Origin of the sequence: Nonomuraea turcica, assembly GCF_030718205.1 — a bacterium.
Taxonomy (GTDB): domain Bacteria; phylum Actinomycetota; class Actinomycetes; order Streptosporangiales; family Streptosporangiaceae; genus Nonomuraea.
In genome coordinates this window covers 98,542-122,541 of the sequence record NZ_JAUZQF010000012.1, presented here as the reverse complement: position 1 = coordinate 122,541, position 24,000 = coordinate 98,542, and the positions used below count along the sequence as shown (strand labels likewise).

24 protein-coding genes are annotated in these 24,000 nt (G+C 72.0%); 12 read left to right on the top strand and 12 right to left on the bottom strand.

Annotated elements, in window-relative coordinates; genetic code table 11:
• Nucleotides 1-22: 22 nt before the first annotated feature.
• From Q9G87_RS29920 to Q9G87_RS29900, 5 genes are all read right to left on the bottom strand, one after another.
• Nucleotides 23-2,131: a serine/threonine-protein kinase gene (locus Q9G87_RS29920; protein WP_305919841.1), complete on the bottom strand. Its 2,109-nt coding sequence runs from the start codon at nucleotides 2,129-2,131 to the stop codon at nucleotides 23-25.
• Nucleotides 2,132-2,248: 117 nt separating this feature from the next.
• The gene (locus tag Q9G87_RS29915) at nucleotides 2,249-3,598 is read right to left on the bottom strand and encodes an alpha/beta fold hydrolase (RefSeq protein ID WP_305919840.1); all 1,350 of its coding nucleotides are present in this window, start codon (nucleotides 3,596-3,598) and stop codon (nucleotides 2,249-2,251) included.
• Between the two features lie 7 nt (nucleotides 3,599-3,605).
• Entirely contained in the window at nucleotides 3,606-3,776 is a 171-nt protein-coding gene (locus tag Q9G87_RS29910) for a hypothetical protein (RefSeq protein ID WP_305919839.1), read from the bottom strand.
• Nucleotides 3,777-3,815: 39 nt separating this feature from the next.
• The gene (pspAA, locus tag Q9G87_RS29905; protein WP_305919838.1) at nucleotides 3,816-4,094 is read right to left on the bottom strand and encodes a PspA-associated protein PspAA; all 279 of its coding nucleotides are present in this window, start codon (nucleotides 4,092-4,094) and stop codon (nucleotides 3,816-3,818) included.
• Nucleotides 4,091-4,921 (bottom strand): PspA/IM30 family protein, encoded by an 831-nt coding sequence (locus Q9G87_RS29900; RefSeq protein ID WP_305919837.1) that lies wholly within the window; start codon nucleotides 4,919-4,921, stop codon nucleotides 4,091-4,093. The genes pspAA and Q9G87_RS29900 overlap by 4 nt, the downstream gene beginning before the upstream one ends.
• Before the next feature lie 152 nt (nucleotides 4,922-5,073).
• Here Q9G87_RS29900 and Q9G87_RS29895 point away from each other — a divergent pair, with 152 nt between their 5' ends.
• Entirely contained in the window at nucleotides 5,074-5,658 is a 585-nt protein-coding gene (locus tag Q9G87_RS29895; protein ID WP_305919836.1) for a DUF3043 domain-containing protein, read from the top strand.
• A gap of 27 nt (nucleotides 5,659-5,685) precedes the next feature.
• Here Q9G87_RS29895 and Q9G87_RS29890 read toward each other — a convergent pair whose 3' ends face one another.
• Nucleotides 5,686-6,681 (bottom strand): SMI1/KNR4 family protein, encoded by a 996-nt coding sequence (locus Q9G87_RS29890; RefSeq protein WP_305919835.1) that lies wholly within the window; start codon nucleotides 6,679-6,681, stop codon nucleotides 5,686-5,688.
• A 57-nt stretch (nucleotides 6,682-6,738) separates the two neighbouring features.
• Between Q9G87_RS29890 and Q9G87_RS29885 the strand changes: the two genes are divergently transcribed.
• Complete coding sequence (locus Q9G87_RS29885; RefSeq protein ID WP_305919834.1) at nucleotides 6,739-7,737, top strand: aldo/keto reductase family protein; 999 nt, start codon at nucleotides 6,739-6,741, stop codon at nucleotides 7,735-7,737.
• 66 nt (nucleotides 7,738-7,803) lie between these two features.
• Here Q9G87_RS29885 and Q9G87_RS29880 read toward each other — a convergent pair whose 3' ends face one another.
• Entirely contained in the window at nucleotides 7,804-8,010 is a 207-nt protein-coding gene (locus Q9G87_RS29880; RefSeq protein ID WP_305919833.1) for a hypothetical protein, read from the bottom strand.
• Between the two features lie 106 nt (nucleotides 8,011-8,116).
• On the opposite strand from Q9G87_RS29880, the gene Q9G87_RS29875 reads away from it, so the two are divergent.
• Together Q9G87_RS29875 and Q9G87_RS29870 are read left to right on the top strand one after the other, a co-directional pair.
• Nucleotides 8,117-8,791: an SCO2322 family protein gene (locus tag Q9G87_RS29875; protein ID WP_305919832.1), complete on the top strand. Its 675-nt coding sequence runs from the start codon at nucleotides 8,117-8,119 to the stop codon at nucleotides 8,789-8,791.
• 78 nt (nucleotides 8,792-8,869) lie between these two features.
• Nucleotides 8,870-9,997, top strand: coding sequence for a bifunctional adenosylcobinamide kinase/adenosylcobinamide-phosphate guanylyltransferase (locus Q9G87_RS29870; protein WP_305919831.1), 1,128 nt, complete (start codon nucleotides 8,870-8,872; stop codon nucleotides 9,995-9,997).
• 83 nt (nucleotides 9,998-10,080) lie between these two features.
• On the opposite strand, the gene Q9G87_RS29865 is transcribed toward Q9G87_RS29870, so the two are convergent.
• On the bottom strand, nucleotides 10,081-10,881 hold the full coding sequence (locus tag Q9G87_RS29865) for an ABC transporter ATP-binding protein (RefSeq protein ID WP_305919830.1): 801 nt from the start codon (nucleotides 10,879-10,881) through the stop codon (nucleotides 10,081-10,083).
• A 33-nt stretch (nucleotides 10,882-10,914) separates the two neighbouring features.
• Between Q9G87_RS29865 and Q9G87_RS29860 the strand changes: the two genes are divergently transcribed.
• On the top strand, nucleotides 10,915-11,862 hold the full coding sequence (locus Q9G87_RS29860; protein ID WP_305919829.1) for an adenosylcobinamide-GDP ribazoletransferase: 948 nt from the start codon (nucleotides 10,915-10,917) through the stop codon (nucleotides 11,860-11,862).
• 87 nt (nucleotides 11,863-11,949) lie between these two features.
• On the opposite strand, the gene Q9G87_RS29855 is transcribed toward Q9G87_RS29860, so the two are convergent.
• The 4 genes from Q9G87_RS29855 to Q9G87_RS29840 form a co-directional block, all read right to left on the bottom strand.
• The gene (locus Q9G87_RS29855) at nucleotides 11,950-12,849 is read right to left on the bottom strand and encodes a CPBP family intramembrane glutamic endopeptidase (protein WP_305919828.1); all 900 of its coding nucleotides are present in this window, start codon (nucleotides 12,847-12,849) and stop codon (nucleotides 11,950-11,952) included.
• 106 nt (nucleotides 12,850-12,955) lie between these two features.
• Complete coding sequence (gene iscB / locus Q9G87_RS29850; RefSeq protein ID WP_305919827.1) at nucleotides 12,956-14,269, bottom strand: RNA-guided endonuclease IscB; 1,314 nt, start codon at nucleotides 14,267-14,269, stop codon at nucleotides 12,956-12,958.
• A gap of 358 nt (nucleotides 14,270-14,627) precedes the next feature.
• The gene (locus Q9G87_RS29845; protein WP_305919826.1) at nucleotides 14,628-15,608 is read right to left on the bottom strand and encodes a DUF1648 domain-containing protein; all 981 of its coding nucleotides are present in this window, start codon (nucleotides 15,606-15,608) and stop codon (nucleotides 14,628-14,630) included.
• Complete coding sequence (locus Q9G87_RS29840) at nucleotides 15,605-15,952, bottom strand: GntR family transcriptional regulator (RefSeq protein ID WP_305919825.1); 348 nt, start codon at nucleotides 15,950-15,952, stop codon at nucleotides 15,605-15,607. Before Q9G87_RS29840 ends, Q9G87_RS29845 begins: the two co-directional genes overlap by 4 nt.
• 74 nt (nucleotides 15,953-16,026) lie before the next feature.
• Here Q9G87_RS29840 and Q9G87_RS29835 point away from each other — a divergent pair, with 74 nt between their 5' ends.
• From Q9G87_RS29835 to Q9G87_RS29805, 7 genes are all read left to right on the top strand, one after another.
• The gene (locus tag Q9G87_RS29835; RefSeq protein WP_305919824.1) at nucleotides 16,027-17,526 is read left to right on the top strand and encodes a leucyl aminopeptidase; all 1,500 of its coding nucleotides are present in this window, start codon (nucleotides 16,027-16,029) and stop codon (nucleotides 17,524-17,526) included.
• 51 nt (nucleotides 17,527-17,577) lie between these two features.
• Complete coding sequence (gene lpdA / locus Q9G87_RS29830; RefSeq protein ID WP_305919823.1) at nucleotides 17,578-18,942, top strand: dihydrolipoyl dehydrogenase; 1,365 nt, start codon at nucleotides 17,578-17,580, stop codon at nucleotides 18,940-18,942.
• Nucleotides 18,943-18,981: 39 nt separating this feature from the next.
• Nucleotides 18,982-20,430 carry a 2-oxoglutarate dehydrogenase, E2 component, dihydrolipoamide succinyltransferase gene (gene sucB, locus Q9G87_RS29825; protein WP_305919822.1) on the top strand — a complete coding sequence of 483 codons (1,449 nt, stop codon included), beginning with the start codon at nucleotides 18,982-18,984 and terminating at the stop codon, nucleotides 20,428-20,430.
• 102 nt (nucleotides 20,431-20,532) lie between these two features.
• Entirely contained in the window at nucleotides 20,533-21,426 is an 894-nt protein-coding gene (locus Q9G87_RS29820; RefSeq protein WP_305919821.1) for a TIGR01777 family oxidoreductase, read from the top strand.
• 38 nt (nucleotides 21,427-21,464) lie between these two features.
• Nucleotides 21,465-22,202 (top strand): Type 1 glutamine amidotransferase-like domain-containing protein, encoded by a 738-nt coding sequence (locus Q9G87_RS29815; RefSeq protein ID WP_305919820.1) that lies wholly within the window; start codon nucleotides 21,465-21,467, stop codon nucleotides 22,200-22,202.
• 38 nt (nucleotides 22,203-22,240) lie between these two features.
• Nucleotides 22,241-22,945 carry a lipoyl(octanoyl) transferase LipB gene (lipB, locus tag Q9G87_RS29810; RefSeq protein WP_305919819.1) on the top strand — a complete coding sequence of 235 codons (705 nt, stop codon included), beginning with the start codon at nucleotides 22,241-22,243 and terminating at the stop codon, nucleotides 22,943-22,945.
• Between the two features lie 58 nt (nucleotides 22,946-23,003).
• The gene (locus Q9G87_RS29805) at nucleotides 23,004-23,984 is read left to right on the top strand and encodes a M48 family metalloprotease (RefSeq protein ID WP_305919818.1); all 981 of its coding nucleotides are present in this window, start codon (nucleotides 23,004-23,006) and stop codon (nucleotides 23,982-23,984) included.
• The last annotated feature ends 16 nt before the right edge of the window (nucleotides 23,985-24,000 follow it).

The following is a 24,000-nucleotide window of genomic DNA, read 5'->3' as shown; positions in this document are numbered from 1 at the left end:
CGCCTGCCCGGCGAGCCGAAGCTCATGCGGTGGTGCGGGTGAAGCGGAAGCCCATCATGTCGAACTCGGCCTTGGCGGGGGCGGTCGCCAGCACCCGGCTGACCCGCCCGGACAGGTCGATCACCACGGCCTCGTACCCGGCCCCCTTGGTGCGCCACACCGCCAGGTGGTCGTCGTCCCACCAGCCGATGAGGCGGCTGCTGGCGAACGGGATGATGATCCGCTCCGGGTCGTCGCCCGAGGTGGAGCGGGCGCAGATCGCGGTGCCCGCCGGCGTGCAGTGAGCCAGGAATCGGGTGCCGTTCGGGGAGATGTCGTCGCCCTCCACCCACACCGGCGTGCCCACGTTCGCCAGGGTACGCAGCAGCTTGCCGTTCAGGTCGTAGAACCTCATCTGGCCGCCCACCCACGTGCCGACCGCCCGGCCGCCCGCGTCCCAGAAGAAGCGCCACTCCCCCGCGCCCGCTTCCTTGATCGGGAACGCGCGTCCCCGCTCGGTGGTGACGTCGACGATGCCGTACCCGTACTCGACGGTGTTGCCGCCGGCATCCTTGTAGAGGGTCACCAGGCCGTGCTTGCCGTCCGGCGACCAGCGGGGCGTGGTGGGGAAGACCGGTTTCCTGCTCACCTTGACGATCCGCTTGGCGCCGGTGACGTGGTTGATGATCGACACGGTGGCGTAGAGGTCGGTGCTGTAGTCCACGTCGGTGCCGAGAGCCAGATTGGTCCTGGCGTCCAGGGCGTACTCGAAGTAGCGGGAGTCGGCGGAGAAGGCGTTGGTCGCGTGCTTGCGCACGTAGAGGCGCTTGCCGCTGCCGACGGTGTAAGAGGCGAGCTTGATGGGGTCGCCGTCGGCTTCCTCGACGCGGATGGAGGTGCCGGGGAGCGCGATCGAGCGGCTCGCCGGTTTTGGGGTGGACGAAGGCGTGGTGGAGGCCGTCACCGCGCCGCTGGAGGTGGGTAATGCGCTGGAGGTCGTCGCGGAAGGCATGGTGGAGGTCGTCACCGCGCCGCCGGAGGCGAGTGGCGTGGTGGTCGTGCGGCCGCCGCCGGGCAGGTCGACGAGGCGGATGGCGACGAAGGCGGTGACCGCGATGAGCACGAGCGCGCCGGCGGCGCTGCCGGCGACGATCCAGCCGGTGACGCGGCGTGGAGCGGGCCTGTGGGGCGGGCCTTGGCCGAGGGGCCTGCTGGGCGTGCCTTGGTCGAGAGGCCTGTGGTGGGCCGGTGCCTGCCAGGCCGGTCCGGCCACCCCGGGCACCGGTCCTGACGCGGCCGCGGCGCTGCCTTCCTGCAGGAGGGCGGGAGGCTGCGCGGCGGGGGCGTGGCCGAGCAGGCGCATGAGCGCCTCACTGGCCGCGGGCCGCCGGGCCGGGTCCTTGGCCAGGCAGTCCCGCACCAGCGCCCGCAGCCCCGGGTCCTCGATCGCCCCGACGTCCGGCTCGGTGTGCAGGATCCGGTTGACGACCGCGGGCAGGCTGTCGTGCCCGAACGGCGGCCGCCCCGACGCCGCGTACAGCAGCGTGCACGCCCAGGCGAACATGTCCGACTTCGGCCCGGGGCTCGACTCGGTGAGCTGCTCGGGCGCCATGTACGAGGGCGTCCCGATCGCCGTCCCGGTGAGCGTCGAGGACAGGTCGAGCGCCCTGGCGATGCCGAAGTCGATCACCCGGGGGCCGTCGGAGGCCAGCACCACGTTCGACGGCTTGAAGTCGCGGTGCACGATGCCGGCCTGGTGGATGGCGACCAGCGCGGTGACGGTGCCGATGGCGAGCCGGTGCAGGGAGGCCCCCGAGCGGGGCCCCTGCGTGCGGACGACGTCGGTCAGGGTGGGGCCGTCGATGTACTCGCTCACGATGTAGGGCCGCCCGCCGAACAACCCCGTCTCGATGACCTGCGCGGTGCAGAACGGCGCCACCCGCCTGGCCATCGCCACCTCGCGGACGAACCGCTCCGACGCCTCGGCGTCGCCGGCCAGGTCGGCCCGCAGCAGCTTGAGCGCGACCTTGGCGCCGTCCGGGGCCGTGGCGAGGTAGACGATGCCCTGCCCGCCCTCACCGAGGCGCCCGATCAGGGGGAAATCCCCCACCGACGCGGGATCCCCTGGTCTTGGGTCCGCGAGGTCCGGCATTGACGTCTCCCACGTTATGGCGGCTTTTCTCGCCATTCTGGTGGGTCGCGCGCTTCCCCGTCACCCGTTATGACGGGCTTGCGAGCACGGTTGTTATGGCGGGCCGGCGGGCACGGCTCAGACCGCGTCCACGACCGCCGCCGGGTCCTCGAGGTGGATCCGGCGCCCGGCCCGCGGCAGGCGGACGAGCTTGCCGCCGAGGTCGCCGGCCAGCCGCTCCGCGCAGCCGGCCCGCTCCCCCGCGCACAGCACGGTCACCGGAACTTCGGGGAACGGCTTGTCCTCCCTGACGCGGCGCAGGTCGGCGGCCATGTCGCGGCGGGCCAGCCACTCCCCCGCCACGGCCGCGGGCACCTTGCCCATGCGGTAGACGCCGAGCGGGTCGGGCAGACCGGCCAGCCTCCGATGCGCGGCCGGCCCCGCCAGGCGGGCCAGCGCGGTGGCGGCCCAGGTGCCGCCCAGGGCGGGCAGCCACCTGCCCGCCGCCCTGGCGACGGCCTGCGGCCTGCGGCCGTCCGGGCAGACGGGCTCCACCAGGACGAGCTTGGCCACGCGCAGCGGGTGCAGCCGGGCGAAGGCCTCCGCGTGCCAGCAGGCGACGCCGTGGGCCACGACGGTGACCTGCTCCGGGTGGGCGGGAGCCAGGGCGGCCAGGCGGGCGACCTCGGCGTAGAGGGTGGGCGGGGCCGGCGAGCGCGGGCTGAGGCCGAGCCCCGGGCGGTCGAAGCGGATGACGCGGCGGCTGCCGGCCAGTTCGCCGGCGACCGCGTCCCAGTGGAACCAGGCGCCCGCCGGTCCCGCCGTGATGAGCACCGCCGGCCCGTCGCCCTCCTCGACGACGTGCGGCCTGCCGTGCCCGGAGTGCCACAGGTCGGCGACGAGCAGGCGCAGCGCCACGTACACCAGCCAGACGGCGATGAGCGTGAGTTGCGCGCGGTGCGCGAGCCCCGCGCCGCGCCCGGCGGCGAGCGCGGCCGCGGTGAGCGCCGTCGCGGCCAGCGTCGCCCAGGTGAGCAACCAGCCGATCCGGGTACGCCACCGCGCGGCCAGCAGCACCATCGCGGCCACCACAGCGCCGACCGCCAGCGCCCCGGCCAGGAGGTGCACGTGATGGGCAGGGGACAGGCCCTGCAGCCCGCAGGCGGGATCGCTCAGCGAGGCGCAGTCCAGGGGGAACACCGCGGCGACCATGGTGAGGAGCGCGTACGCGGACAGCGCCAGCCAGCCGTGCCACTCGCGCTCCACCCGGGGCACGAGCGCCACACCGAGGAGGCAGACCAGACCGGACAGCGCGTCGCTGACCCGGAACAGGCGCGCCCAGGGCTGGTCGCGGGCGGCCAGTTCGGTGACGTAGCCGTGGGTCTTGTCGACTCCCGGTGTGGTGAACTGGCCGGTGATCCAGGCACTGCCCAGCACGGCCGCCACGATGAACGCGGAGGCCGCGAGCACGTACAACCTTCGCTCCACGTGATCATTAGACCACTTTGGGTGATCGCCGCACGGGAACCGCGGAAAAGCCGGTGGCGAACGCGTCGGGGACGTCGGAATCCACGATCGCCACCCACGGCTTCGGGCATGCGAGCACCAGCGCGGTCGGCGCCCGCGCGCCCGGGGCCATCCGGGCGGTCAGGACGCCGGCGAACACGCCGTCGCCTGGCGGACGCGCATCGCGTCCGGCGGAGGCTCAGCCGGGGATGAGGCCCTGATCGCCGAGCATCTCCCGCACCTCGTCGATCGAGGCGTCCGCCGGCGGAAGGATCAGCTCTGACGGCTCGAGACTGTCGTCGGGCAGCGCCTTGCCCACGTGACGCACCTTGTCGAGCAGCGCGTGCAGCTTGACGCGGAAAGCCTCCTCGTTGCCGACCTCGATGGCCGCCTCGAGCTCGCTGTCCAGCTCATTGAGCACGGCGATGTCGTCGGCGGAGATCTCCACCTGGCCCTCGCCCATGATCCTGACGATCATGCGCCCTCCCCAGGCTGGCGCAGCTGCTGGGTCTGGCCCTGGCCCTGCTGCTGAGGCTGCGACTGGGGCTGAGGCTGGGCCTGCTGCTGAGGCTGCCCCTGCTCGATGGCGGACTGCGGCGCCGGGCCCTGCCCGAGCTCTGCCTTCATCCTGGCGAGCTCCAGCTCCACGTCCATGCCGCCGCCCATGCGGTCGAGCTCGGCCTGGATGTCGTCGCCCTTGGTGCCGGTGAAGTCGTCGAGCGCGCCGCTGGCCAGCAGCTCGTCGATGGCGCCCGCGCGGGCCTGCATCTGCGCGGTCTTGTCCTCGGCCCGCTGGATCGCCAGGCCGACGTCGCCCATCTCCTCCGAGATGCCGGAGAACGCCTCGTTGATGCGTGTCTGCGCCTCGGCGGCGGTGTAGGTCGCCTTGATCGTCTCCTTCTTCGTGCGGAAGGAGTCGACCTTGGCCTGCAGCCGCTGGGAAGCCGTGGTCAGCTTCTCCTCCTCGGCCTGCAGATTGTCGTGCTGGACCTTGAGGTCGGCCATCTGCGTCTGCAGACTGGACCGCCGCTGCAGCGCCTCGCGGGCCAGGTCCTCACGCCCGACGGACAACGCCTTGCGGCCCTGCTCCTCCAGACGCCTGGAGGACTGCTCAAGACCGTTGATCTGCAGCTCCACCCGCTTGCGCGACGTGGCGACGTCCGCCACTCCCCGGCGCACCTTCTGCAGCAGCTCGAGTTGCCGCTGGTAGGAGTAGTCCAGGGTCTCGCGCGGATCCTCCATCTTGTCCAAAGCCTTGTTGGCCTTGGACTTGAAGATCATCGAAAGTCTCTTCATCACGCTCATGCGCGTCGGCCGTCCCCTTCTAGGTCGTGCTGGTGGTCACCCAATGCAGCGCAGCCGCCTTGGGATTACCCTACGCATAACGCACGGGGGCGTCACTAAGTTGCAGTCCAGGTAGGGTTGACGTCGTGTTGCGACGCCGATCCCAAACCTCTGTGGACGACACCCCCGTCCCCGTTGACGATCCTAAGCCCCAGGGTAAAGGTCGTCCCACACCCAAGCGCCGGGAAGCCGAAGGCAAACGGCGCCAGCCAGTCAATGCGCCGAAAGACCGCAAAGAGGCCTATCGAGCGATGCGGGCCAAGCAGGCCGCCGAGCGCGACAAGGCCCGCAAGGGCATGCTCGCCGGTGAGGAGCGGTATTTTCCCGCTCGCGACAAGGGTCCCGCGCGCAAGTTCGCGCGTGACTGGGTCGACTCGCGGCGGCTGCCGAGCCAGTATTTCCTGCCGTTCTCGCTAGTGATCCTGCTGGCCACGTGGGTTCCGTGGCCCATCGAGATCCGGGCGATGGTGCTCAACCTGGTCATCGCGATCGGCTGGCCGGTCATGATGCTGGGCGTGCTCTTCACCTCGATCTACGTGGCGTGGAGGGTGAAGCGGCTGGTGGCGGAGAAGCTGCCGGACGAGCCGCTCAAGGGCGTGGGCTTCTACGCCGCGATGCGGGCGCTGCAGATCCGCAGGCTGCGTTTCCCGCCGCCCATGGTGCTGCCCGGCGGCAAGCCGGTCCCGCCGAAGAAATAGCCGTTCACGGGACGGCTATTCCCTGACCTAGTCCCAGCGCAGCACGCCTCGCCTGACCGCGGGCCGCCAGCCGTCGACCTCCTTGCCTTGCTCCAGGGCGTCGGCGACGGCCCGCAGCAGCGCATATGAGGACGACAGCCGAGGGGCCATGCCGGAGATCGTGTCGTCCCAGCCGACGGCGCCTCCGGCCGAGTCGACCACGGCGTGTTCCATCTCCCCCGAGTTCCGCTCCTCGAAGTAGAGGAACGGGATCATCCTGCCGTTCCAGTATTCGACGGCGGGATCGCTCCCTAGGTCGGCGCGCTCCCATGAGCAATACCAGCGCCAGGTGTCCCTGATCTCCCGGATCGTCAGGGCGTCGGCGCCGGCGAACCAGAAGCCGAACACCGAATGCCCGCGCGAGCCGTTGTGGCGCAGGAGCGAGGCCCGCAGGTCGTCCGGGAAGTCCACGCCCATCTGCGACTCGGCGACGGCGATCGTGTGCGCCCTGCCGGGCCGGCCGAGCGCCTGGTACGTGCGAGGCGCGTTCGCCTTGAGCCACCGCTCGATCCGCCGCCATTGCCGGTCCACGGCCCGCTCGACCCTCGGATCGATCGGCCGCACGGTGACCGGGCGCGGGGCGGGCGTGCAGTTGGGGTCGGGGATCTCGGCCGCCGGCGGCGTGTACGTGACGGGCGGGCCGGTGGGCGCGGCCGTCACCGGACCGGCGGGAGACGGCGTGGCCGGCCGTTCCGGCTCGGCGGGGAGCGCATGCTCGGCCGTGAGGGCCGCCTGCTCGACCTGATACGCGCGCCATGCCGCCTCGGCCGAGTGCTCGGCCTCCGTGGGGATCAGCGCGGCCGCCAGCGTCACCGCCACGATCGCCGCGATGGCGGCCCACACCGGTCCCATGCGCCGGCTCCGGTCCGGACTGACCGCCGGGGACTCAGGCCGCTCCCCGGGCACGCGGGAGCGGCGGCGCAGCCGTATCGCTATCGCGGTGAGGATCGCCGCCGTCAGCGCCAGCCGTACGAGCTTCAGCACGTCGCGCACCCTATCCCGAAACAGATCACCCCATATGCCAGGACTAAGGTCGGACCCATGGAATTCCGACACCTCGGTCGCAGTGGTCTCAAGGTCAGCGAAATCAGCTACGGTAACTGGCTCACCCATGGCTCTCAGGTCGAGGAGGACGCCGCCAAGCAGTGCGTTCAGGCGGCGCTCGACGAGGGCATCACCACGTTCGACACAGCGGACGTCTACGCCGGGACGAAGGCCGAGGAGGTCCTCGGCCGGGCGCTGAAGGGTGTGCGCAGGGAGTCGCTGGAGATCTTCACCAAGGTCTACTGGCCAACGGGCCCCGGCCAGAACGACCGCGGCCTGTCGCGCAAGCACATCACCGAGTCGATCAACGGCTCGCTGCGCCGGCTGCAGACCGACTACGTCGACCTGTACCAGGCGCACCGCTTCGACTACGAGACGCCGCTGGAGGAGACGCTCAAGACGTTCGACGACCTCGTACGCCAGGGCAAGGTCCTCTACATCGGCGTCAGCGAGTGGACGGCCGACCAGATCGCCCAGGCGTTGAAGATCGCCGACGAGATGGGGTTCGACCGGATCGTCTCCAGCCAGCCTCAGTACTCGATGTTGTGGCGGATCATCGAGGCCGAGGTCGTGCCGCTGAGCGAGAAGGAGGGCATCGGCCAGATCGTCTGGTCCCCGATCGCCCAGGGCGTGCTCACCGGCAAGTACGTGCCCGGCCAGCAGCCGCCCGAGGGCTCGCGGGCCACCGACGCCGGCGGCAGCGCCATGATCGCCCGGTTCATGAACGACGACGTGCTGGCCCGCGTACAGGACCTCAAGCCGATCGCCGCCGACCTGGGGCTGAGCATGGCGCAGCTGGCGATCGCCTGGGTGCTGCAGAACCCCAACGTCTCCAGCGCCATCGTCGGCGCCAGTCGTCCCGAGCAGGTGCGTGACAACGTGAAGGCATCGGGCGTCAAGCTGGAGGAGGACGTGCTGCGGCGGATCGACGACGTGCTCGGCCCGGTAGTCGAGCGCGACCCGGCCAAGACCGTGAGTCCCCGCACCCGCCCATAACCCTCATCACAGCAAAAACCCCTTGAGCCGCAACAGGGCTCAAGGGGTTTTTCATTTATCCGGAATTCACTCCTGACGCAATGACAAACCCGTGTATTCAACACGGTCCTCATCCAGCAGCGCGACCTGCTCGACACCCAATTCGACCAGGTCACGCCAGTTCTCGCCGATCCAGGACTCGGCGTCCGCCTGGCTCGGAAAAACCTCTCGCGGCAAAGGGCGATCTGTTACCTCACCACCATTTGCATTTTCATAACGCCACCGCCATGTCATGCCATACGCTCCTTTTCCGCGGGTTCGCCGGCGCACCTTCCGACGGCACTGGAACCCTACTCCCGAGTTTGGAGGTCAATCGATGCTGCGCGCATACCGTGTTGCGGTGGGGGTCGCCCTCGGGGCGGCCGCCTTCCTCTCCCTCCCCTTCTCCGCTCTCGCCTCTCCCTCGATCAATCCCAACGCCCCTCTGCCCGGTGTGGCGGATCCCCATGCCACGCGGCTGTGGAGCGTCTGGCAGAGCGACGGCACGGCCTGGCTCGCGACCGCGGCAGGGGACACGCCGGCGGACGGCTCCGTCATCGGCTGGCGCTTCTCCGCGGCGCCGGACGGGGCGGCGAGCGAGTCCCCCGGCGGGGACCTGCCCGCGTTCGAGACCGTGTGCGGCAAGGACACCGCGGCGTCCGGGCACAAGCGGGTGGCGGTGGCGGTGGACTTCGGCGACGGCGACACCGACGCCTACCCCGGCGACCAGCCGCCCGCCCAAGGGGTGCTCACGTGCGTGGCCGGGACCGAGGACGCCACCACGGCCCAGTTGCTCGCCACCGCGGCCAAGGTGCGGGTGAACGGCCAGGGTGACGTCGTGGCCGTCAACGACTACCCGGCCAAGGAGAAAGGCGGCACCCAGCTGACTGCCGCCGCGCCCGCCGCCGACGGAGGGAGCGGCGGGGTGCCGGTCGCCCTGATCGCAGGCGGCGCGGGCGCGCTCGCGCTGATCGCCGGCGGCGCCGTCGTGGCCACCCGCCGCCGCGCCAAGCCCTCCACCCCGGCGGCCCGCTAGCCGCCCACGCGGCCGAACCGCCGACGCCCCGGCCCGGCGAGCGCCCGCGGTCCGGCGCCCCTCTGTACGCTCGGCGCGGTGAAGGTCCTTCTCTCCGGTACGGCGGGCGGCGCGGGCTGGCCCGAGCCCGGCTGCCGGTGCGTCTCCTGTGCAGAGCTGCCAGCCGGACATCGCCACCCGTTCGAGCTGGTCGTGGACGGCGCCGTCCGTTTTCCGTTCGCCGAGGCGCCGCGCGGCTACCGGGTCTGCGGCGGCGGCCGCGGGCTGGTCGGCCCGGGCGGGGCGGCCCTGCTGTGCCTGCCGCCGAGCCTGGAGCCGTCGCCCGACCCCGGCGTGGCCCCCCGGTACGACGACGAACCATCCCGGTACGACGTGGTGCTGATCGACCTGCTGGACCGGCCGGAGCGGCTCGGCGCGCTGCGACGGGCGGGACTGGTGGACGAGGCGACCCAGGTGGTGGCGATCGGGCTGGATCACCGGGTGCGGTCGGAGGACGAGCTGGCCAGGCGGCTCCGGCTGTGGGGCGCAGTGGCCGTCCCGGACGGGACCACGCTGGAGACTCCGGATGGCACCGCGCTGGAGACCCCGGACGGCACCGCGCTGGAGACCCCGGACGGCACCGCGCTGGAGACCCTGCCGATCGCACACCGGGCGCCCGTTGAGCGGCGGCGAGCGGCTCGCAGCCCGCAGGTGGGGCGGGCGTTGTTACTGGGTGGGACGCGGTCAGGAAAGTCGGCGGAGGCCGAACTGCGGCTGGCGGCCGAGCCGTACGTGACCTATGTCGCCACCGGCCCGGACGGGGCGGGCGACGGCGAATGGGCCGCGCGGGTGCGGGCACACCGGTGCCGGCGGCCCGCGCACTGGGACACCATCGAGACCACCGACCTGGCCGCCACGATCGCGAACGCCACCACGCCGCTGTTGATCGACGGGCTCGGGACCTGGCTGGCAGCGGTGTTCGACGAGCATGGGGCCTGGGAGGGCGACCGGGCGCCGGTCCACGCACGGTGCGACGAACTGGTGGCGGCCTGGCGGCAGGCTCCGGAGCCGATCGTGGCGGTGTCCGACGAGGTGGGGATGGGGGTGGTGCCCGCGACGGCCAGCGGACGGCTGTTCAGGGACGCGCTCGGCCGGCTCAACGAGCGCCTCGCCGCGGAGTCCGAGTACGTGGCACTGGTCGTGGCGGGACGGCTCCTGGAGCTGTGACCCGCGGAAACGGACCGCAAGCGCGACCGGCGTGCGCCGTCACGGGCGGACGGCGCGGGCGTACCAGCGACCGGGGTGCGCCGTTACGGGCGGACGGCGCGGGCGTACCAGCGGCCGTCGAGCCGGTCCACGTGCAGAGGGCGGCCGAAGCAGTCGGAGAGGTTGGCCGGGGTCAGCACGTCCGCGATCGGCCCGGCGGCCAGCACCCCGGCCTCGCGCATGAGCATGGCGTGCGTGGTCGTCGCGGGCACCTCCTCCACGTGGTGCGTCACCGTCACGGTCGTGAGCACCGGCCTGGTCGCGGCCAGGTCCTCGACGGCGGTGATGAGGTCCTCCCGCGCCGGCAGATCGAGCCCCGCGAACGGCTCGTCGAGCAGCACCAGCGCAGGGTCCGCCATGAGCGCCCTGGCGATCCTGATCCTGGCCCGCTCACCCTGCGAGCACACGCGGAACGGCCGGTCCGCCAGGTCCTTGCAGCCCAGGTCGGCCAGGAGGCGGTCGGCCCGGTCCCGCTCGGCATCGCCGTACTTGTCCCACAGCGGAACGCTCGTCCCCGTGTGCCCGGTGAGCACCACGGTGTGCGCGGTCGCCCCTTCCTCCTCCATGAGCTCCTCGTCGATGAGCCGCTGGCTGGAGGCGACCAGGCCGATGTGGCGGCGCAACTCCCGCACGTCGACCCGCCCGAGCCGGTGGCCGAGCACCTTGACCGTGCCCTCGCTGGGGTGCCGTACGGCGCCGGCCAGCGACAACAACGTCGTCTTGCCCGCGCCGTTGGGGCCGAGGACCACCCAGTGGTCTCCGTAGTCCACCTGCCAGTCGACCGCGTCCAGCAGCGACTTGCCGACGACTCGGACGCCTACGCCTTCGAGTTCAACCACGTGCATCCCGCCACCCTAGTGGCCCTACGATCGTCGGATATGCCACTGATGCACGGGCTGCGGTTCGCGATCGGGACGCTCAGCGTCTTCCCCGTGCGGGTCGAGCACGTGGACCGGCAGGTCGCGGGGCAGGCGATGACGCTGGCACCCGTCGTCGGCCTGGCGCTCGGCGCGGTCGCCGGATTGCCCCTCGGCCTGCCCGTGCCCGCGCTGCTGAGCGCGGCGCTGGCGGTCGGGCTGCTGGCCCTGCTGACCCGGGGCCTGCACCTGGACGGGCTGGCCGACCTGGCGGACGGGCTGGGCAGCGGCAAGCCCGCCGATCAGGCGCTCGCCATCATGAAAAAGTCGGACATCGGGCCGTTCGGCGTGATGGCTCTGGTCTTCACGCTGCTCGTCCAGGTGGCGGCACTGGCGGAGGCCGGGTTCGCGGCCCTGGCGGCCGCCTGCGTGGCGGGGCGGCTGGCCCTGACGTGGGCCTGCCGGCCGAGCGTCCCCGCCGCCCGGCCGGAAGGGTTGGGGGCGACGGTCGCCGGCACGGTACGCCCTTCCGCGCCGTGGCTCGTCACCCTGGCCGCCCTGCTCGCCTCCGCCGCCTTCGGCCTGTCCATCGACTCCCACGTCTGGGACGGCAGGCCGTCGGGCTTGGCCCGGGAAGCGACCACGTGGTTCACCGGCTCGGACCCCCAGTACCTCACGCCTGGGCTGAGGTACGGCAGCTATGCGCCGAGCGACGGGATCATCCGCGAGGAGTGGGGCCCCGAGCTCATAGCCCCTGGGTACTCGCTGGAGGGCGAGCCCGGGGCCACAGGGCTGCGGCTGCCCGCTTTCCTCGCGCTGCCGCTCGGCCTGCTCACCGGCCTGGCGGCCGCCCTGCTGCTGCTCCGGCGCGCCAGGCGGCGCCTCGGCGGCATCACCGGCGACGTCCTCGGCGCGCTGGTGGAGACGGCCACGGCCGCCACGCTGGTGGCCTGCGCGCTGCTCGGCTGACCGGGCTCGGCTGACCGGGCTCGGCTGAGCGGCGGAGTCGGGCTCGGCTAGGCGGCGGGCTCGGCTGACAGGCGGAGTCGGGCCCGGCTAGGCGGCGGGCTCGGCAGCCGGTTGCGGCGGGCGTACCGGGAAGAAGCGCAGCAGAGCCGCGCCGATCACCGCGATGAGGACCCACCCCACCAGGCCGGTCACCCCGACCAGCACCTCGTTCGGCGGGGCGGCCGCGTCGCCGAGCAGGATGGCGGCCGGGGCCACCGCGTTCAGCGAGCCGTGCGCCACGACGGCGGGCCACACGCTGCCCGTGCGCAGCCGCAACCATCCGAACACCACCCCGGCGAGCACGCAGAACCCGATGAAGTACAGCGCCGCCCACGACCCGAGCCGGGGATAGTTGTAGCCGAGCAGCGTGAGCGGCGCGTGCCAGACCCCCCAGATGGCGCCGGAGAGCAGAAGCCCGGCGAAGACGCCGTTCCCGGACACGAGCCGGGGCAGCAGCCAGCCGCGCCAGCCCCACTCCTCCCCCAGCGCCGGGATCGCGTTGAGCACGGGACCGGCGAGCACCGCCAGCACGACCTGGATGGCGGCCACCGAGCCGAGGTCGGGGGGCACCGGGGCGCCCCGGCCCTCCAGCGCCGACCTGAGCAGGCTGAGCCCGCCGAGGTCCAGCGACACCAGCCCGACCGCGGCGCTGAGCCCCATCGCGAGAAAGACCAGCAGGGGGACGCCGAACCACGCGGCGAGCACGAGCGCGCCCGTGCGGCCCTTGCGCTCGCCGAGCGTCAGCCCGGTCTGCCTGGCCCACTCCTTGAACGGCGTGCGCGAGAGCGCCCACACCCCGAGCACCCCCACGGTGGGCGTGAACATCATCAGCGTGGCCAGCCCGGCCATCAGCGGCGAGCCGAGCCCACCGCCGAACCAGATGGGCAGCACCGCCGCCCAGGACAACCCGAAGGCCAGGACGATGAAGATGAGCAGAGGTCTTTTCATCAGAATCTCCGTGGATACTCCGGCCTTCAGGCCGGAGAGGAAACGGACTCATGCGGAGCAGGGAGGGGACGGCGATTCGACGCCAGGCGAATCGCCGTCGATCCAGTCACGGTGGCGCATCGCCTTCGCTTTCTGCTTGGTGGTGGTAGGAGTTGCCGTCGCCGCGTTGCAGCAGGCGGACGTGCCGATGGCCGATGCCCTGGACGGTGCCGCGGGTGGTGGTGATGTTGAAGCTGCCGGTGGAGCGGACGGCGACCCGGCCGGTGTGAACCCCGGCTTTTTTGCCGGAGGGCACGCTGGCGCGTACCAGGTCACCGGTGGCGAACCCGTGGATCTGTTTGACTCTGGGCAGCCGTAGCCGGGGGAACCCGTACCGGTCGGTGCGGGTGCGGGCGTAGCCGCCGCGACCGGCGCAGGCGGCCACCAGCACGACGGCCGGCCAGCAGGCCACGGCGTCGAGCTCGCCGACGTGCAGGGCATCCAGGGTGTGTGACTTGGCGGCGCCGGTCCGCGACCGGTTCCACTTGGTCCGCCCGCCGGAGGCGGCGTGCACGACCAAGCCGGTTGCGGTCAGAGCTTGCCACAGCGCCTGCCTGGTCGCGTTGAGGGCTGCCGCGTCCCTGAGTGGCACCTTGGCCTGGGCCAGCACACGCGCCAAGACCTTCGGGCGTGTGGCCAGGAACTCCTGGACCGGGCTCGCGTTCTTGGCTTGGTTGCAGCCGATGCAGGCCACGGCCAGGTTCGAGATCCGGTCCGAGCCGCCGCGGGAGCGGGGATGAATGTGGTCGATGTTCAGCGGCACGCCGCTGGTGCCGCAGTAGGCGCAGGCGCGGCCCCACTTTTCCAGCAGGTACTCGCGCACCTCATACCCGCACAAGGTGCCCTGCTGGTACTCGGCCCCTTCCAGCGGGCGACCCGCGGACATGGCATGGGTGTCGAACGCCACCCGCTCCACATGCACGGCGCGCACCGGTGCCCACCGGGCCAGCCGGTCCACCCAGCTCATGGTGGTGTCCACCCGGTGCCGCAGCGACGGGGCCAGCCATCCCTGCGGCCGGGCTCGGTTGAGGAAACGCGGCGCCCGGTAGCGCCGGTTCGCGCCCCGGCGGCGCCGCCGCAAGGCGGCTCGCGCCGCCAGCCGGTCTCGGATGCGCCCGCCCCGGTGGTCGAGCTGCACCGCGAACAGCCCCGTGCGGGTGCCGTCACCGTCGTGGAAGACGGACAAGCCGGTGTGCTTGCTGCCGGGGTCGACGCCGACCTCGACGCCGGGCACCGCGCAGGTGTCGGCGTCCCGGTCTTTCAGCCGGATGACCAGGGGGGTGTGCCGGTGGATCACCGCCCGGCCGGAGGCCAGCAGCTTGCGCGCCATCGCCGGGCGGGTGGGTTGAAGCGGCGCGCCGTGCTTGTCCAGCACGAACACGCGCGGTTGGTGTGACTGGGGTGCGGCGGGAATGCCGCGGCCTCCCTCAGCGTCACCTGACGCCTCGGGGTGACGCCCGCCACGCGGTGCGGTGCGGCGGGTCTCCCGTCGCCCATGTCCCACGCCGGGTGCGCGGCCTGCCGCGCGCCTGTCCCCCGTTTCGTCCCTGCTCCCGGGGTTGTCTGCTGAGACAGGTTCCAGAGCGTGCCGCTGAGGAAGCACGGCACGGTGGGTCTTCCGTCCTGCGTGAAACGTAGCCATCAAGGATGCACCTCCTTGTCGGTGATGGCTCGGGCTGGTCAAACAACGCCCACCCGCCGACGACGCACAGCCGTCCACGGCGGACAAGCCCCGGCCTTCAAGCCGGGGGAGCGTTTGACGATTCCACTCGCACGTTGATGAGGGCGTTGATGAGGGAGGCGCCGCGCACGGCGTCGTCGATGCTGATCGCCAGTTGCCCTCCCGTCCGGTAGCCGAGCACCAGGCATTCGCCGCCGCGCATCATGATGGTGGCACTTCCGCGCAGGCCGCGGATGCCCCATCCGCCGACTTCGCTCGGATGGCGCTCCTCCGCCCACGCCGAGGCGATCTTGGAGAGCGGGATCCTGAGCACCGGCCAGCCCAGCGGCCCGAACTGCACGACGACCCGGTCGTCCCCGGCCCGTACGGAGACCGACGAGGTCAGGACCCCGAGCGCCAGCACGAGGGCGAGCCCGGGCAGGACCAGGACCGCAAGCTCACCCGGCACGATGCCGGCGAAGGAGAGCGCGGCCAGCACGGCGATGACAGCCGCCGCGACCGCGGTGACCACGGCCAGCCACGGGTTGGCGACGTGACTGACCCAGACGGTCCGCTGCCCTGCCCTGAGCCGCAAGAGCGGCGGGCGCAGCCCGGCGGGCGCGGGCTCGTCGGGCGCTCCCCTGCCCAGGTAGCCGGCCGCGACGGCGACGGCCAGCGTCGCGCCGACGACCGCGAGGACGGCCCAGCCCGGCAGTCGCGCCTCACGCCAGCCGGGCGCGTCCAGGTTGGCCAGCACGGTCGTGACGTTCATGCCGAACGCGAACACGCCCGCGCCGAACAGCACGCCCCACCAGAGCATCCGGCCCTGCCTGTGGGTCAGGGCCCGCACCGTCGCGAGCAGGCCGAGCCCCGGCACCGCCCAGACCAGCACCATCATCCCCACGTACGCCGCGAACGACATCGAGCCGTCGGGCCGCGCCGCCGCCCCCCAGTGCGTGGCCAGCGGATCGGGCAGCCGGTCCCGCGCGGCCAGAGGCAGCAGCACCTGCCCGGCGAGGACGAGCAGGCCCCACGCGGCGGCGGCTACTCGGGCGTTCATGGCAGCTCCTTCAAGATGGCGATGAGGTCGTCACGGCCGTAGCCGTGCCTTCTGGCCTCTTCCAGCAGCTCGCGGGTCCGCTGCACGAGGAGGGCCCGGCCGCCGTCGCGGCCGGCGACGCTGACGCCGCGCCCGCGCCGGAACTCCAGGAGCCCTTCGTCCCGCAGGTCGCGCAGCGCCCGCAGCACGGTGTTGGGGTTGATGCCGAGCGCCTGGGCCAGGTCGCGGGCGGGCGGCAGGCGGTCTCCCGGCGCGTAGGAGCCGTCCCCTATGGCGCGCCGGATCGCGCCGGCCACCTGCTCGTGCAGGGGCCGCGCGTCGTTGAGATCGAGCGTCAGCAGCATGGTGCTAATGACACTAGCACCATATCTCGAAAGACGCTACCGGCCATTCATAGGATGAACCCCTGTTTGTGAGTATGCAGAAACCCTGGATAGCATCGGTTTACGTGACCACTGTGCGGCTGAACTCAGCAGATCCCGTCTCCCTGGACACCGACGCTTTGATCGTCGGCTTCACGTCGAGCGAGGAAGGTCCCAGCCCTGCCACGGGCGCCGAGTCCCTGGACGCGGCCTTCGGCGGCAAGCTGGCCGCGTCGCTCGCCGCGGTGACCTTCTCCGGGAAGGCCGGGGAGCTGGCCAAGCTGCCCACGTTCGGCGCCATCGCCGCCCCGCTGCTGGTCGCGGTCGGACTCGGCGACTCCTACGACGCAGAAGGTCTGCGCCGCGCCGCCGGCGCCGCCGTGCGGTCGCTCGCCGGCACCTCGCGCGCCGCGCTCGCCCTTCCCGCGGGCTCCCCCGAGGAGGCCGAGGCGGTCGCGCTCGGCGGCCTGCTCGGCGCCTACTCCTTCGCCCGCTACCGCACCAACGGTGAGCAGAAGGCGCCGGTGGCCGAACTGACCGTGGTCTCCGGGCAGCCCGAGTCCGTCGCCGAGCGCGCGGGCGTCCTGGCCGAGTCCGTCGCGCTGGTCCGCGACCTGGTCAACACGCCGCCTTCGGACCTGTGGCCGGCCAAGTTCGCCGAGATCGCCGAGCAGGCGGGCGGCGAGGTGGGGCTGAGCGTCGAGGTGCTCGACGACAAGCAGCTCAAGGACGGCGGCTACGGCGGCCTCATCGGCGTCGGCCAGGGCTCGGCCAACCCGCCGCGCCTGGTCCGCCTCTCCTACAGCCACCCGGACGCCGGCAAGACCCTCGCCTTCGTGGGCAAGGGCATCACGTTCGACTCGGGCGGTCTGTCGCTCAAGCCGTCCAACGCGATGGACTGGATGAAGTCGGACATGGGCGGCGCGGGCGCGGTGCTCGGCGCCCTGATCGGCATCGCCAGGCTGGGCCTGCCGGTCAACGCCATCGGCTATCTGTGCCTGGCGGAAAACCTGCCGAGCGGCACCGCGCAGCGCCCCTCCGATGTCATCCACAGCTACAGCGGCAAGACCGTCGAGGTGCTCGACACCGACGCCGAGGGCCGCCTGGTGCTCATGGACGGCATCGCCAGGGCCGCCGAGGACAACCCCGACGTGCTCGTCGACGTGGCCACGCTCACCGGCGCACAGATCGTCTCGCTCGGCTGGCGCATCTCCGGCGTCATGGCCAACGACGACGCGATCAGGGAGCTGGTCCTCCAGGCCGCGGGCGCGGCCGGCGAGGGCGCGTGGGGCATGCCGCTGCCGGAGGAGCTGCGCAAGGGTCTTGACTCGCCGATCGCCGACATCGCCAACCTGCATCCCGAGCGGTGGGGCGGCATGCTGGCGGCGGGCATCTTCCTGAAGGAGTTCGTGCCCGAAGGGGTGCGCTGGGCCCACATCGACATGGCCGGGCCCGCCTTCAACAAGGCCGAGCCGTATGGCTACACCCCGAAGGGCGGGACCGGAGCCGTCACCCGTACCCTCATCGGACTGGCAGAGCGGCACGCGAGCATCTGAAACAAATGAAAAGATGGCGGCATCACGAACACCCCGACAAGGAGCCTTCCTGTGGCCTATGACATCGTCGTCCTAGGGGGCGGCAGCGGCGGTTACGCTTGCGCGCTTCGGGCGGCTGAGCTGGGCAAGTCGGTCGTCCTCATCGAAAAGGACAAGATCGGCGGCACTTGCCTCCACAGGGGATGCATCCCCACGAAGGCTCTGCTGCACTCGGCCGAGGTCGCCGACGAGACCCGTGAGAGCGAGGCCTTCGGCGTCAAGGCCCGCTTCGACGGCATCGACGTGCAGGGCGTGCACACGTTCAAGGACAAGATCGTCACGCGGGCCTGGAAGGGTGTGCAGGGCCTGCTCAAGGGCGCGGGCGTGACGATCGTCGAGGGCGAGGGCCGGCTGGTCGGCGCCAACAGGATCCAGGTGGACCAGGACGTCTACGAGGGCCGCAGCATCGTGCTGGCCACCGGCTCGGCGCCCAAGTCGCTGCCCGGCCTGGAGATCGACGGCGAGCGCGTCATCACCAGCGAGCACACGCTGAAGATGGACCGCGTGCCCACCTCGGTGATCGTGCTGGGCGGCGGCGTGATCGGCGTCGAGCTCGCCAGCGTCTACCGCTCCTTCGGCGCCGAGGTCACGATCGTGGAGGCGCTGCCGCACCTGCTGCCGACCGAGGAGGAGTCGAGCTCCAAGCTGCTGGAGCGGGCCTTCCGCCGCCGCGGCATCAAATACGAGCTGGGCGTCTTCTTCGACAGCGCCAAGACCACCGAGACGGGTGTCGTCGTCACCCTGGCCAGCGGCAAGACCCTCGACGCCGAGCTGCTGCTGGTCGCCGTCGGCCGCGGCGCCGTCTCCTCAGGCATGGGCTTCGAGGAGCAGGGCATCGCCATCGAGCGTGGCGCCGTCGTGGTCGACGAGCACTGCCGCACCTCCGTGCCGGGGATCTACGCCATCGGCGACCTCATCCCCACCCTGCAGCTGGCCCACGCCGGCTTCGCCGAGGGGATCATGGTGGCCGAGCACATCGCCGGGCTCAACCCGCCGCCCATCGACTACGCGGGCGTGCCCCGCATCACCTACTCCGACCCCGAGGTCGCCTCGGTGGGGATCACCTCGAAGCAGGCGGCCGAGCGCGGCATCGAGATCGTCGAGCAGGTCTACGACCTCGCCGGAAACCCCAAGAGCCAGATCCTCGGCACCTCGGGCGCGGTGAAGGTCATCGCCCAGAAGGACGGCCCCGTCGTCGGTGTCCACATGGTGGGCCGGCGCATCGGCGAGCTCGTCACGGAAGGCCAGCTGATCTACAACTGGGAGGCGCTGCCCGCAGAGGTCGCCCAGCTCATCCACGCACACCCGACCCAGTCCGAGGCCATGGGTGAGGCGATGCTGGCCCTGGCCGGCAAGCCGTTGCACGTCCACAACTAGTCCTAGCCCTCGAGATCAGAACGCGAGAGAAGAATAACGATGCCGGTCTCCGTACAGATGCCCCAGCTCGGCGAGAGCGTGACCGAGGGCACCGTCACCCGTTGGCTGAAGAAGGAGGGCGAGCGCGTCGAGGCCGACGAGCCGCTCCTCGAAGTGTCGACCGACAAGGTCGACACCGAAATCCCGTCGCCGTCCGCGGGTGTGCTCACCAAGATCGTCGTGGCCGAGGACGAGACGGTCGAGGTCGGGGCCGAGCTCGCCGTCATCGACGAGAACGCCCAGCCGGGCGCCGCCGCCCCGGCTCCTGAGGCGGCGGCCCCCGCCCAGGCGCCCGCTCCGCCGCAGCCCGAGCCCGAGCCCGAGCCTGCCCCGGCGCCGGTCTCCTCGATCCCGCAGCCGGCCCCCGCTCAGCCGACGCCGCCGCCCGCCCCGGCTCCGGCCCCGCAGGCCGCTCCCCCGGCGCAGCCGGCCGCCGAGCCGACCCCGCTGCCCTCGGGTGAGAGCCCCTACGTCACGCCGCTGGTGCGCAAGCTCGCCAACGAGCACGGCGTCGACCTCGACGCGATCAACGGCACCGGCGTGGGTGGCCGCATCCGCAAGCAGGACGTGCTCGAGGCGGCCAAGGCCCAGCGTGAGAAGGCCGCCGCGGCCCAGGCCGCGCCGGCGCCTGCCGCCGCCCAGCCCGCTCCGGCCGCCGCCCCGGCTCCGGCCGCGCTGGTCGCCCCGGTCGCCGCGGCGCCCGAGCCGGTGGCGGTCGACACCACGCTGCGGGGCCGCACGGAGAAGATGTCGCGGCTGCGTCAGACCATCGCCAAGCGCATGGTCGAGTCGCTGCAGACCGCCGCGCAGCTCACCTCGGTCGTCGAGGTGGACGTCACCAAGATCGCGCGGCTGCGGGCGAAGGCGAAGGACGACTTCTTCCGCCGCGAGGGCGTGAAGCTGACCTTCACCCCGTTCTTCGCGATGGCGGCGGTCGAGGCGCTCAAGCAGCACCCTAAGCTCAACGCCACGATCAACAACGAGACCAACGAGGTGACCTACTTCGACGTGGAGAACCTCGGCGTCGCGGTGGACACCGAGCGCGGCCTGCTGGCGGCGGTCGTCAAGAACGCCGGCGACCTCAACCTGGCCGGTCTCGCCCGCAAGATCACCGACGTCGCCGAGCGCACCCGCAACAACCAGGTGACGCCCGACGAGCTCACCGGCGGCACGTTCACGCTGACCAACACCGGCAGCCGGGGCGCGCTGTTCGACACGCCGATCCTCAACCAGCCGCAGGTCGGCATGCTCGGCACCGGCGCCGTCGTGAAGCGGCCCGTGGTGGTCGACACGCCTGAGGGCGAGGTCATCGCGGTGCGGTCGATGGTCTACCTGGCGCTGACCTACGACCACCGCCTGGTGGACGGGGCGGACGCGGCGCGCTTCCTGACGACGATCAAGCGCCGTCTGGAGGAGGGCCGCTTCGAGGCCCAGCTCGGCCTCGCGTAAGGGGTTCAGGGAAAGGGCCGGGCGGGGTTCCGCCCGGCCCTTTCCGCTGTGCCGGCCCGGTTCGCGGGGCGCATCCGCGGGTGAGCCGCGTAGGGTGAGCGTATGGCGATCATCGTGACGGGAGCGTCGGGGTTGCTCGGCACGTCGCTGGTGGCGGCGCTGCGGGCCGAGGGGCAAGAGGTCGTCAGGCTGGTGCGCCGGGAGCCGAGGAGCCCGGACGAGGCCTACTGGCAGCCCGCCGAGCAGGAGGTCGACCTGGCCGCGCTGGACGGCGCCGAGGCCATCGTGCACCTGGCCGGGGCCTCGATCGGGGACAAGCGGTGGACGGCGGCGTACAAGCGGGAGCTGGTCGACAGCCGGGTGCGGAGCACCCGGGTGCTCGTGGACGCCCTGCGCGCGCTGTCCAGGCCGCCCGAGGTGCTCCTGTCGGCCTCCGGAGTGGACTTCTACGGCGACACCGGCGACCGAGAGATCGACGAGAGCGAGAACCGGGGCACGGGGTTCCTGGCTGACCTGTGCGTGCAGTGGGAGGCCGAGGCGCGGCGGGCCGGCGAGGCGGGCATCAGGACCGTGCAGATGCGGTCCGGACTGGCGCTGAGCCGGCGGGGCGGGGTGCTGGGCCGGGTGTTGCCGATCTTCAAGATGGGGCTGGGAGCGCCGCTGGGATCGGGCAAGCAGTACTGGTCGTGGATCTCCTTGCACGACTGGGTGGGAGCCGCACGACATGTCCTGAAAAATCGGGATGTGGCCGGGCCGGTCAACTTCACCTCGCCCTCCCCCGTCACTAACGCCGAGTTCACCCGTGCCATCGCAAAAGCCCTGGGCAGGAGCATGATGCCGATGCCCGCCCCGGCGTTCGCGCTGTCCCTCGGGCTCGGCGAGTTCGCCCGCGAGGGGCTGCTGCCCAGCCACCGCGTCCTGCCGCGCACGCTGCTGGACAGCGGCTACGGCTTCGCCCATACCAGTCTCGGTGAGGCGCTGAGCGCCGTACTCTAGGGGCCGTTCATCCTTCTTTTCAGGTAGGAGATCATGACATGATCCGGTCAGGACAGTCGCACATCCTCGCGATCGGGGGTGGCTCGTTTCGCCCGAGTGCGCGTTACAGCTTCATCGAGGCGAGCGGCCTGCTGCGCTACGGGCTCGACCTGACCGGCCAGGACCGGCCCAAGCTCGGCCTGCTCGCCACCGCCACGGGCGACGCGTCGGACTGGCTGCTGAAGATGTACGGCGCGTTCGCGGGCTGGGACGTCGAGCTGAGCCACTTGACGGTGTTCCCGATGCCCAATGTGGCCGACCCCAAGGCGTGGATCCTGGAGCAGGACATGATCTACGTGAGCGGCGGCAGCGTGGCCAACCTCATGGCGTTGTGGCGGCTGCACGGCCTCGACGAGGCGTTCAAGGAGGCCTGGCGGTCCGGGGTGGTGCTCACGGGGCAGAGCGCCGGCGCCCTGTGCTGGCACGTGGGCGGCAACACCGACTCCTTCGGCCCCGAGCTGCGGCCCTGGGCCGACGGGCTCGCGCTGCTGCCCTACTCGTGCGGCGTCCACTACGACTCCGACCCGCAGCGGCGCCCGCTGCTGCACGCGTCGGTGGCCAGCGGCGAGCTGCCCGCCGGCTTCGCCGCCGACGAGGGCGTCGGCCTCCACTACGTGGGCACGGAGTTCATCCAGGCCGTGTCCGTCGAGCCCGGCGGCTCCGCCTACCGGCTGGAGCACGACGGGGCGGGCGGCATCAAGGAGTTGAGGATCGAGCCTCGTCTCCTCACACCCTGAATTACCCTTCAAGGGTGAGGGAACGGCACAATAGGCTCATGCGCCCCGGAGCTCGCACCCACGGGGACGATCCCCACGCACTGGCCATCGTCCGCCTCGGCGTCGACGTCCCCTACGAGCAGGCCTGGTCGCTGCAGCGCTGGGTGCACGGCAAACGGGTGGCGGGCGAGCTGCCCGACACCGTCCTGATCCTCGAGCACGCGCCCGTCTACACCGCGGGAAAGCGCACCGCCCCGCAGGAGCGCCCGTCCGACGGCACCCCGGTCATCGACGTCGATCGCGGCGGCCGGCTCACCTGGCACGGGCCCGGGCAGCTCGTCGCCTATCCGATCGTCGGCGGCGTCACGGACGTGATCACGTACGCGTGCCGCCTGGAGGAGACGATGATCCAGGTGTGCGCCGACTTCGGCGTCACCGCCCGGCGGGTGCGAGGCAGGGGCGGGGTGTGGGCGAAGGGCGATGCGAGCCTGGGGCTGCCGGATCGCCAGCTCGGCGCGGTCGGCATCCGCGTCTCGCGCGGCGTCACCATGCACGGCTTCGCGCTCAACTGCGCCAATGACCCTCGCTGGTTCAACCGCATCGCGCCGTGCGGGCTGCCCGACGTGGGCGTCTCCTCGCTGTCGGCGGAGACCGGGCGGCGCATCGTGGTCGAAGAGGTCCTGCCGATCGCGGAGAAGCGGCTGGCCGAGGCGCTCGGCATGGAGGCGTTCGAGCTGCACGAAGAGGACCTCCTCCGGAGGTAACCGGATCGGCATTTAATAGCGTCGAAAACCGGGATATCACCGGCTTACCATCGCCCGTGTGAAGCGCCTCCTGGCTCTCCTTCTCGCGCTCCTCGTGCACCTGATGACGCTGGCGTTCCTCGTGCTGGGCGCGTGGACCATCCTGGCGCACGCGGATTCACTGCTCGCGTGGCTGCTCGGCGGGCTGTGCCTGGCCATCGGCTGGGTGCTGCGGCCACGCCTGGCCCGGCTGCCCGCCGACGCCGAGACGCTCGAGCGCGACTCGGCCCCTGAGCTGTACGCCGTCGCCGAGCACGTGGCGGACCGGGTCGGCGTGACGCGGCCGCGCAAGATCGCGATCAGAGACCTGGCCACCGAGACCGGCTACGACCGGGTGGGCCTGGCACGCACGCCCGTGCTGGTCGTGGGGCTGCCGCTGTGGCTGGCCCTGCCGCCCAGGCAGCGGGTGACGCTGCTGGCGAGCGCGTACGCCCGCGTGCCGACCGGTGAGGAGCTCATCGTGGGCGGCGCGCTGGACACGCTGGAGGCCTGGCGGGACGCCCTGATGGAGGCCGGGCCGCTGCGGGTCAGGGAAGAGGCGCAAACCACGATCACCGCCGCCTCGCTGGGCGTCGCCGACCAGCCGGGGACCGCGTACGAGGTGGCGGGGTTCTTCGGCCGCCTGCTCGGCCGGGTGCTCGGCGCTCCCGTGCTGCTGATGCGGTACGCGCTCAGCCGGCTGGCCCGCGCCGGCGAGCCCCGTACCAGGGATCGGCGGCAGGCGCTGACGCGGCGGGTCGCCTCCGCGGCGGAGCAGGCGGAGCTGGAGGAGCTGCGGTCCGGCGGCTACCTGGCGCCGATGCAGGCGGCGGCGCTGCGCGGCGAGAACGCGGCGTCGATCAGGCAGGCTGCGCTGGCCAGGTCCCGGCTCACCGCCGACGGCGTGCTCGCCGCGGCCCCGCACTGCGAGCTGCTCGGCACGCGCGAGTCCGAGCGCATCGACGACGAGCTCCAGGCCTATTACGCCCGGGCGATCCGCGGCTTCGGCCTCATCTCGTGACCCTCGACCGGGCCGG

Coding starts and splice junctions, on each gene's coding strand:
- pspAA (WP_305919838.1), bottom strand. CDS start 4,094: ATGATCGTCAGGATCATGGGCGAGGGCCAGGTGGAGATCTCCGCCGAC.
- Q9G87_RS29865 (WP_305919830.1), bottom strand. CDS start 10,881: ATGCACGTGGTTGAACTCGAAGGCGTAGGCGTCCGAGTCGTCGGCAAG.
- Q9G87_RS29920 (WP_305919841.1), bottom strand. CDS start 2,131: ATGCCGGACCTCGCGGACCCAAGACCAGGGGATCCCGCGTCGGTGGGG.
- Q9G87_RS29840 (WP_305919825.1), bottom strand. CDS start 15,952: ATGCTGCTGACGCTCGATCTCAACGACGCGCGGCCCCTGCACGAGCAG.
- Q9G87_RS29855 (WP_305919828.1), bottom strand. CDS start 12,849: ATGAAAAGACCTCTGCTCATCTTCATCGTCCTGGCCTTCGGGTTGTCC.
- sucB (WP_305919822.1), top strand. CDS start 18,982: ATGCCGGTCTCCGTACAGATGCCCCAGCTCGGCGAGAGCGTGACCGAG.
- Q9G87_RS29885 (WP_305919834.1), top strand. CDS start 6,739: ATGGAATTCCGACACCTCGGTCGCAGTGGTCTCAAGGTCAGCGAAATC.
- lipB (WP_305919819.1), top strand. CDS start 22,241: ATGCGCCCCGGAGCTCGCACCCACGGGGACGATCCCCACGCACTGGCC.
- Q9G87_RS29835 (WP_305919824.1), top strand. CDS start 16,027: ATGCAGAAACCCTGGATAGCATCGGTTTACGTGACCACTGTGCGGCTG.
- Q9G87_RS29900 (WP_305919837.1), bottom strand. CDS start 4,921: ATGAGCGTGATGAAGAGACTTTCGATGATCTTCAAGTCCAAGGCCAAC.
- Q9G87_RS29820 (WP_305919821.1), top strand. CDS start 20,533: ATGGCGATCATCGTGACGGGAGCGTCGGGGTTGCTCGGCACGTCGCTG.
- Q9G87_RS29815 (WP_305919820.1), top strand. CDS start 21,465: ATGATCCGGTCAGGACAGTCGCACATCCTCGCGATCGGGGGTGGCTCG.
- Q9G87_RS29880 (WP_305919833.1), bottom strand. CDS start 8,010: ATGACATGGCGGTGGCGTTATGAAAATGCAAATGGTGGTGAGGTAACA.
- Q9G87_RS29845 (WP_305919826.1), bottom strand. CDS start 15,608: ATGAACGCCCGAGTAGCCGCCGCCGCGTGGGGCCTGCTCGTCCTCGCC.
- Q9G87_RS29860 (WP_305919829.1), top strand. CDS start 10,915: ATGCCACTGATGCACGGGCTGCGGTTCGCGATCGGGACGCTCAGCGTC.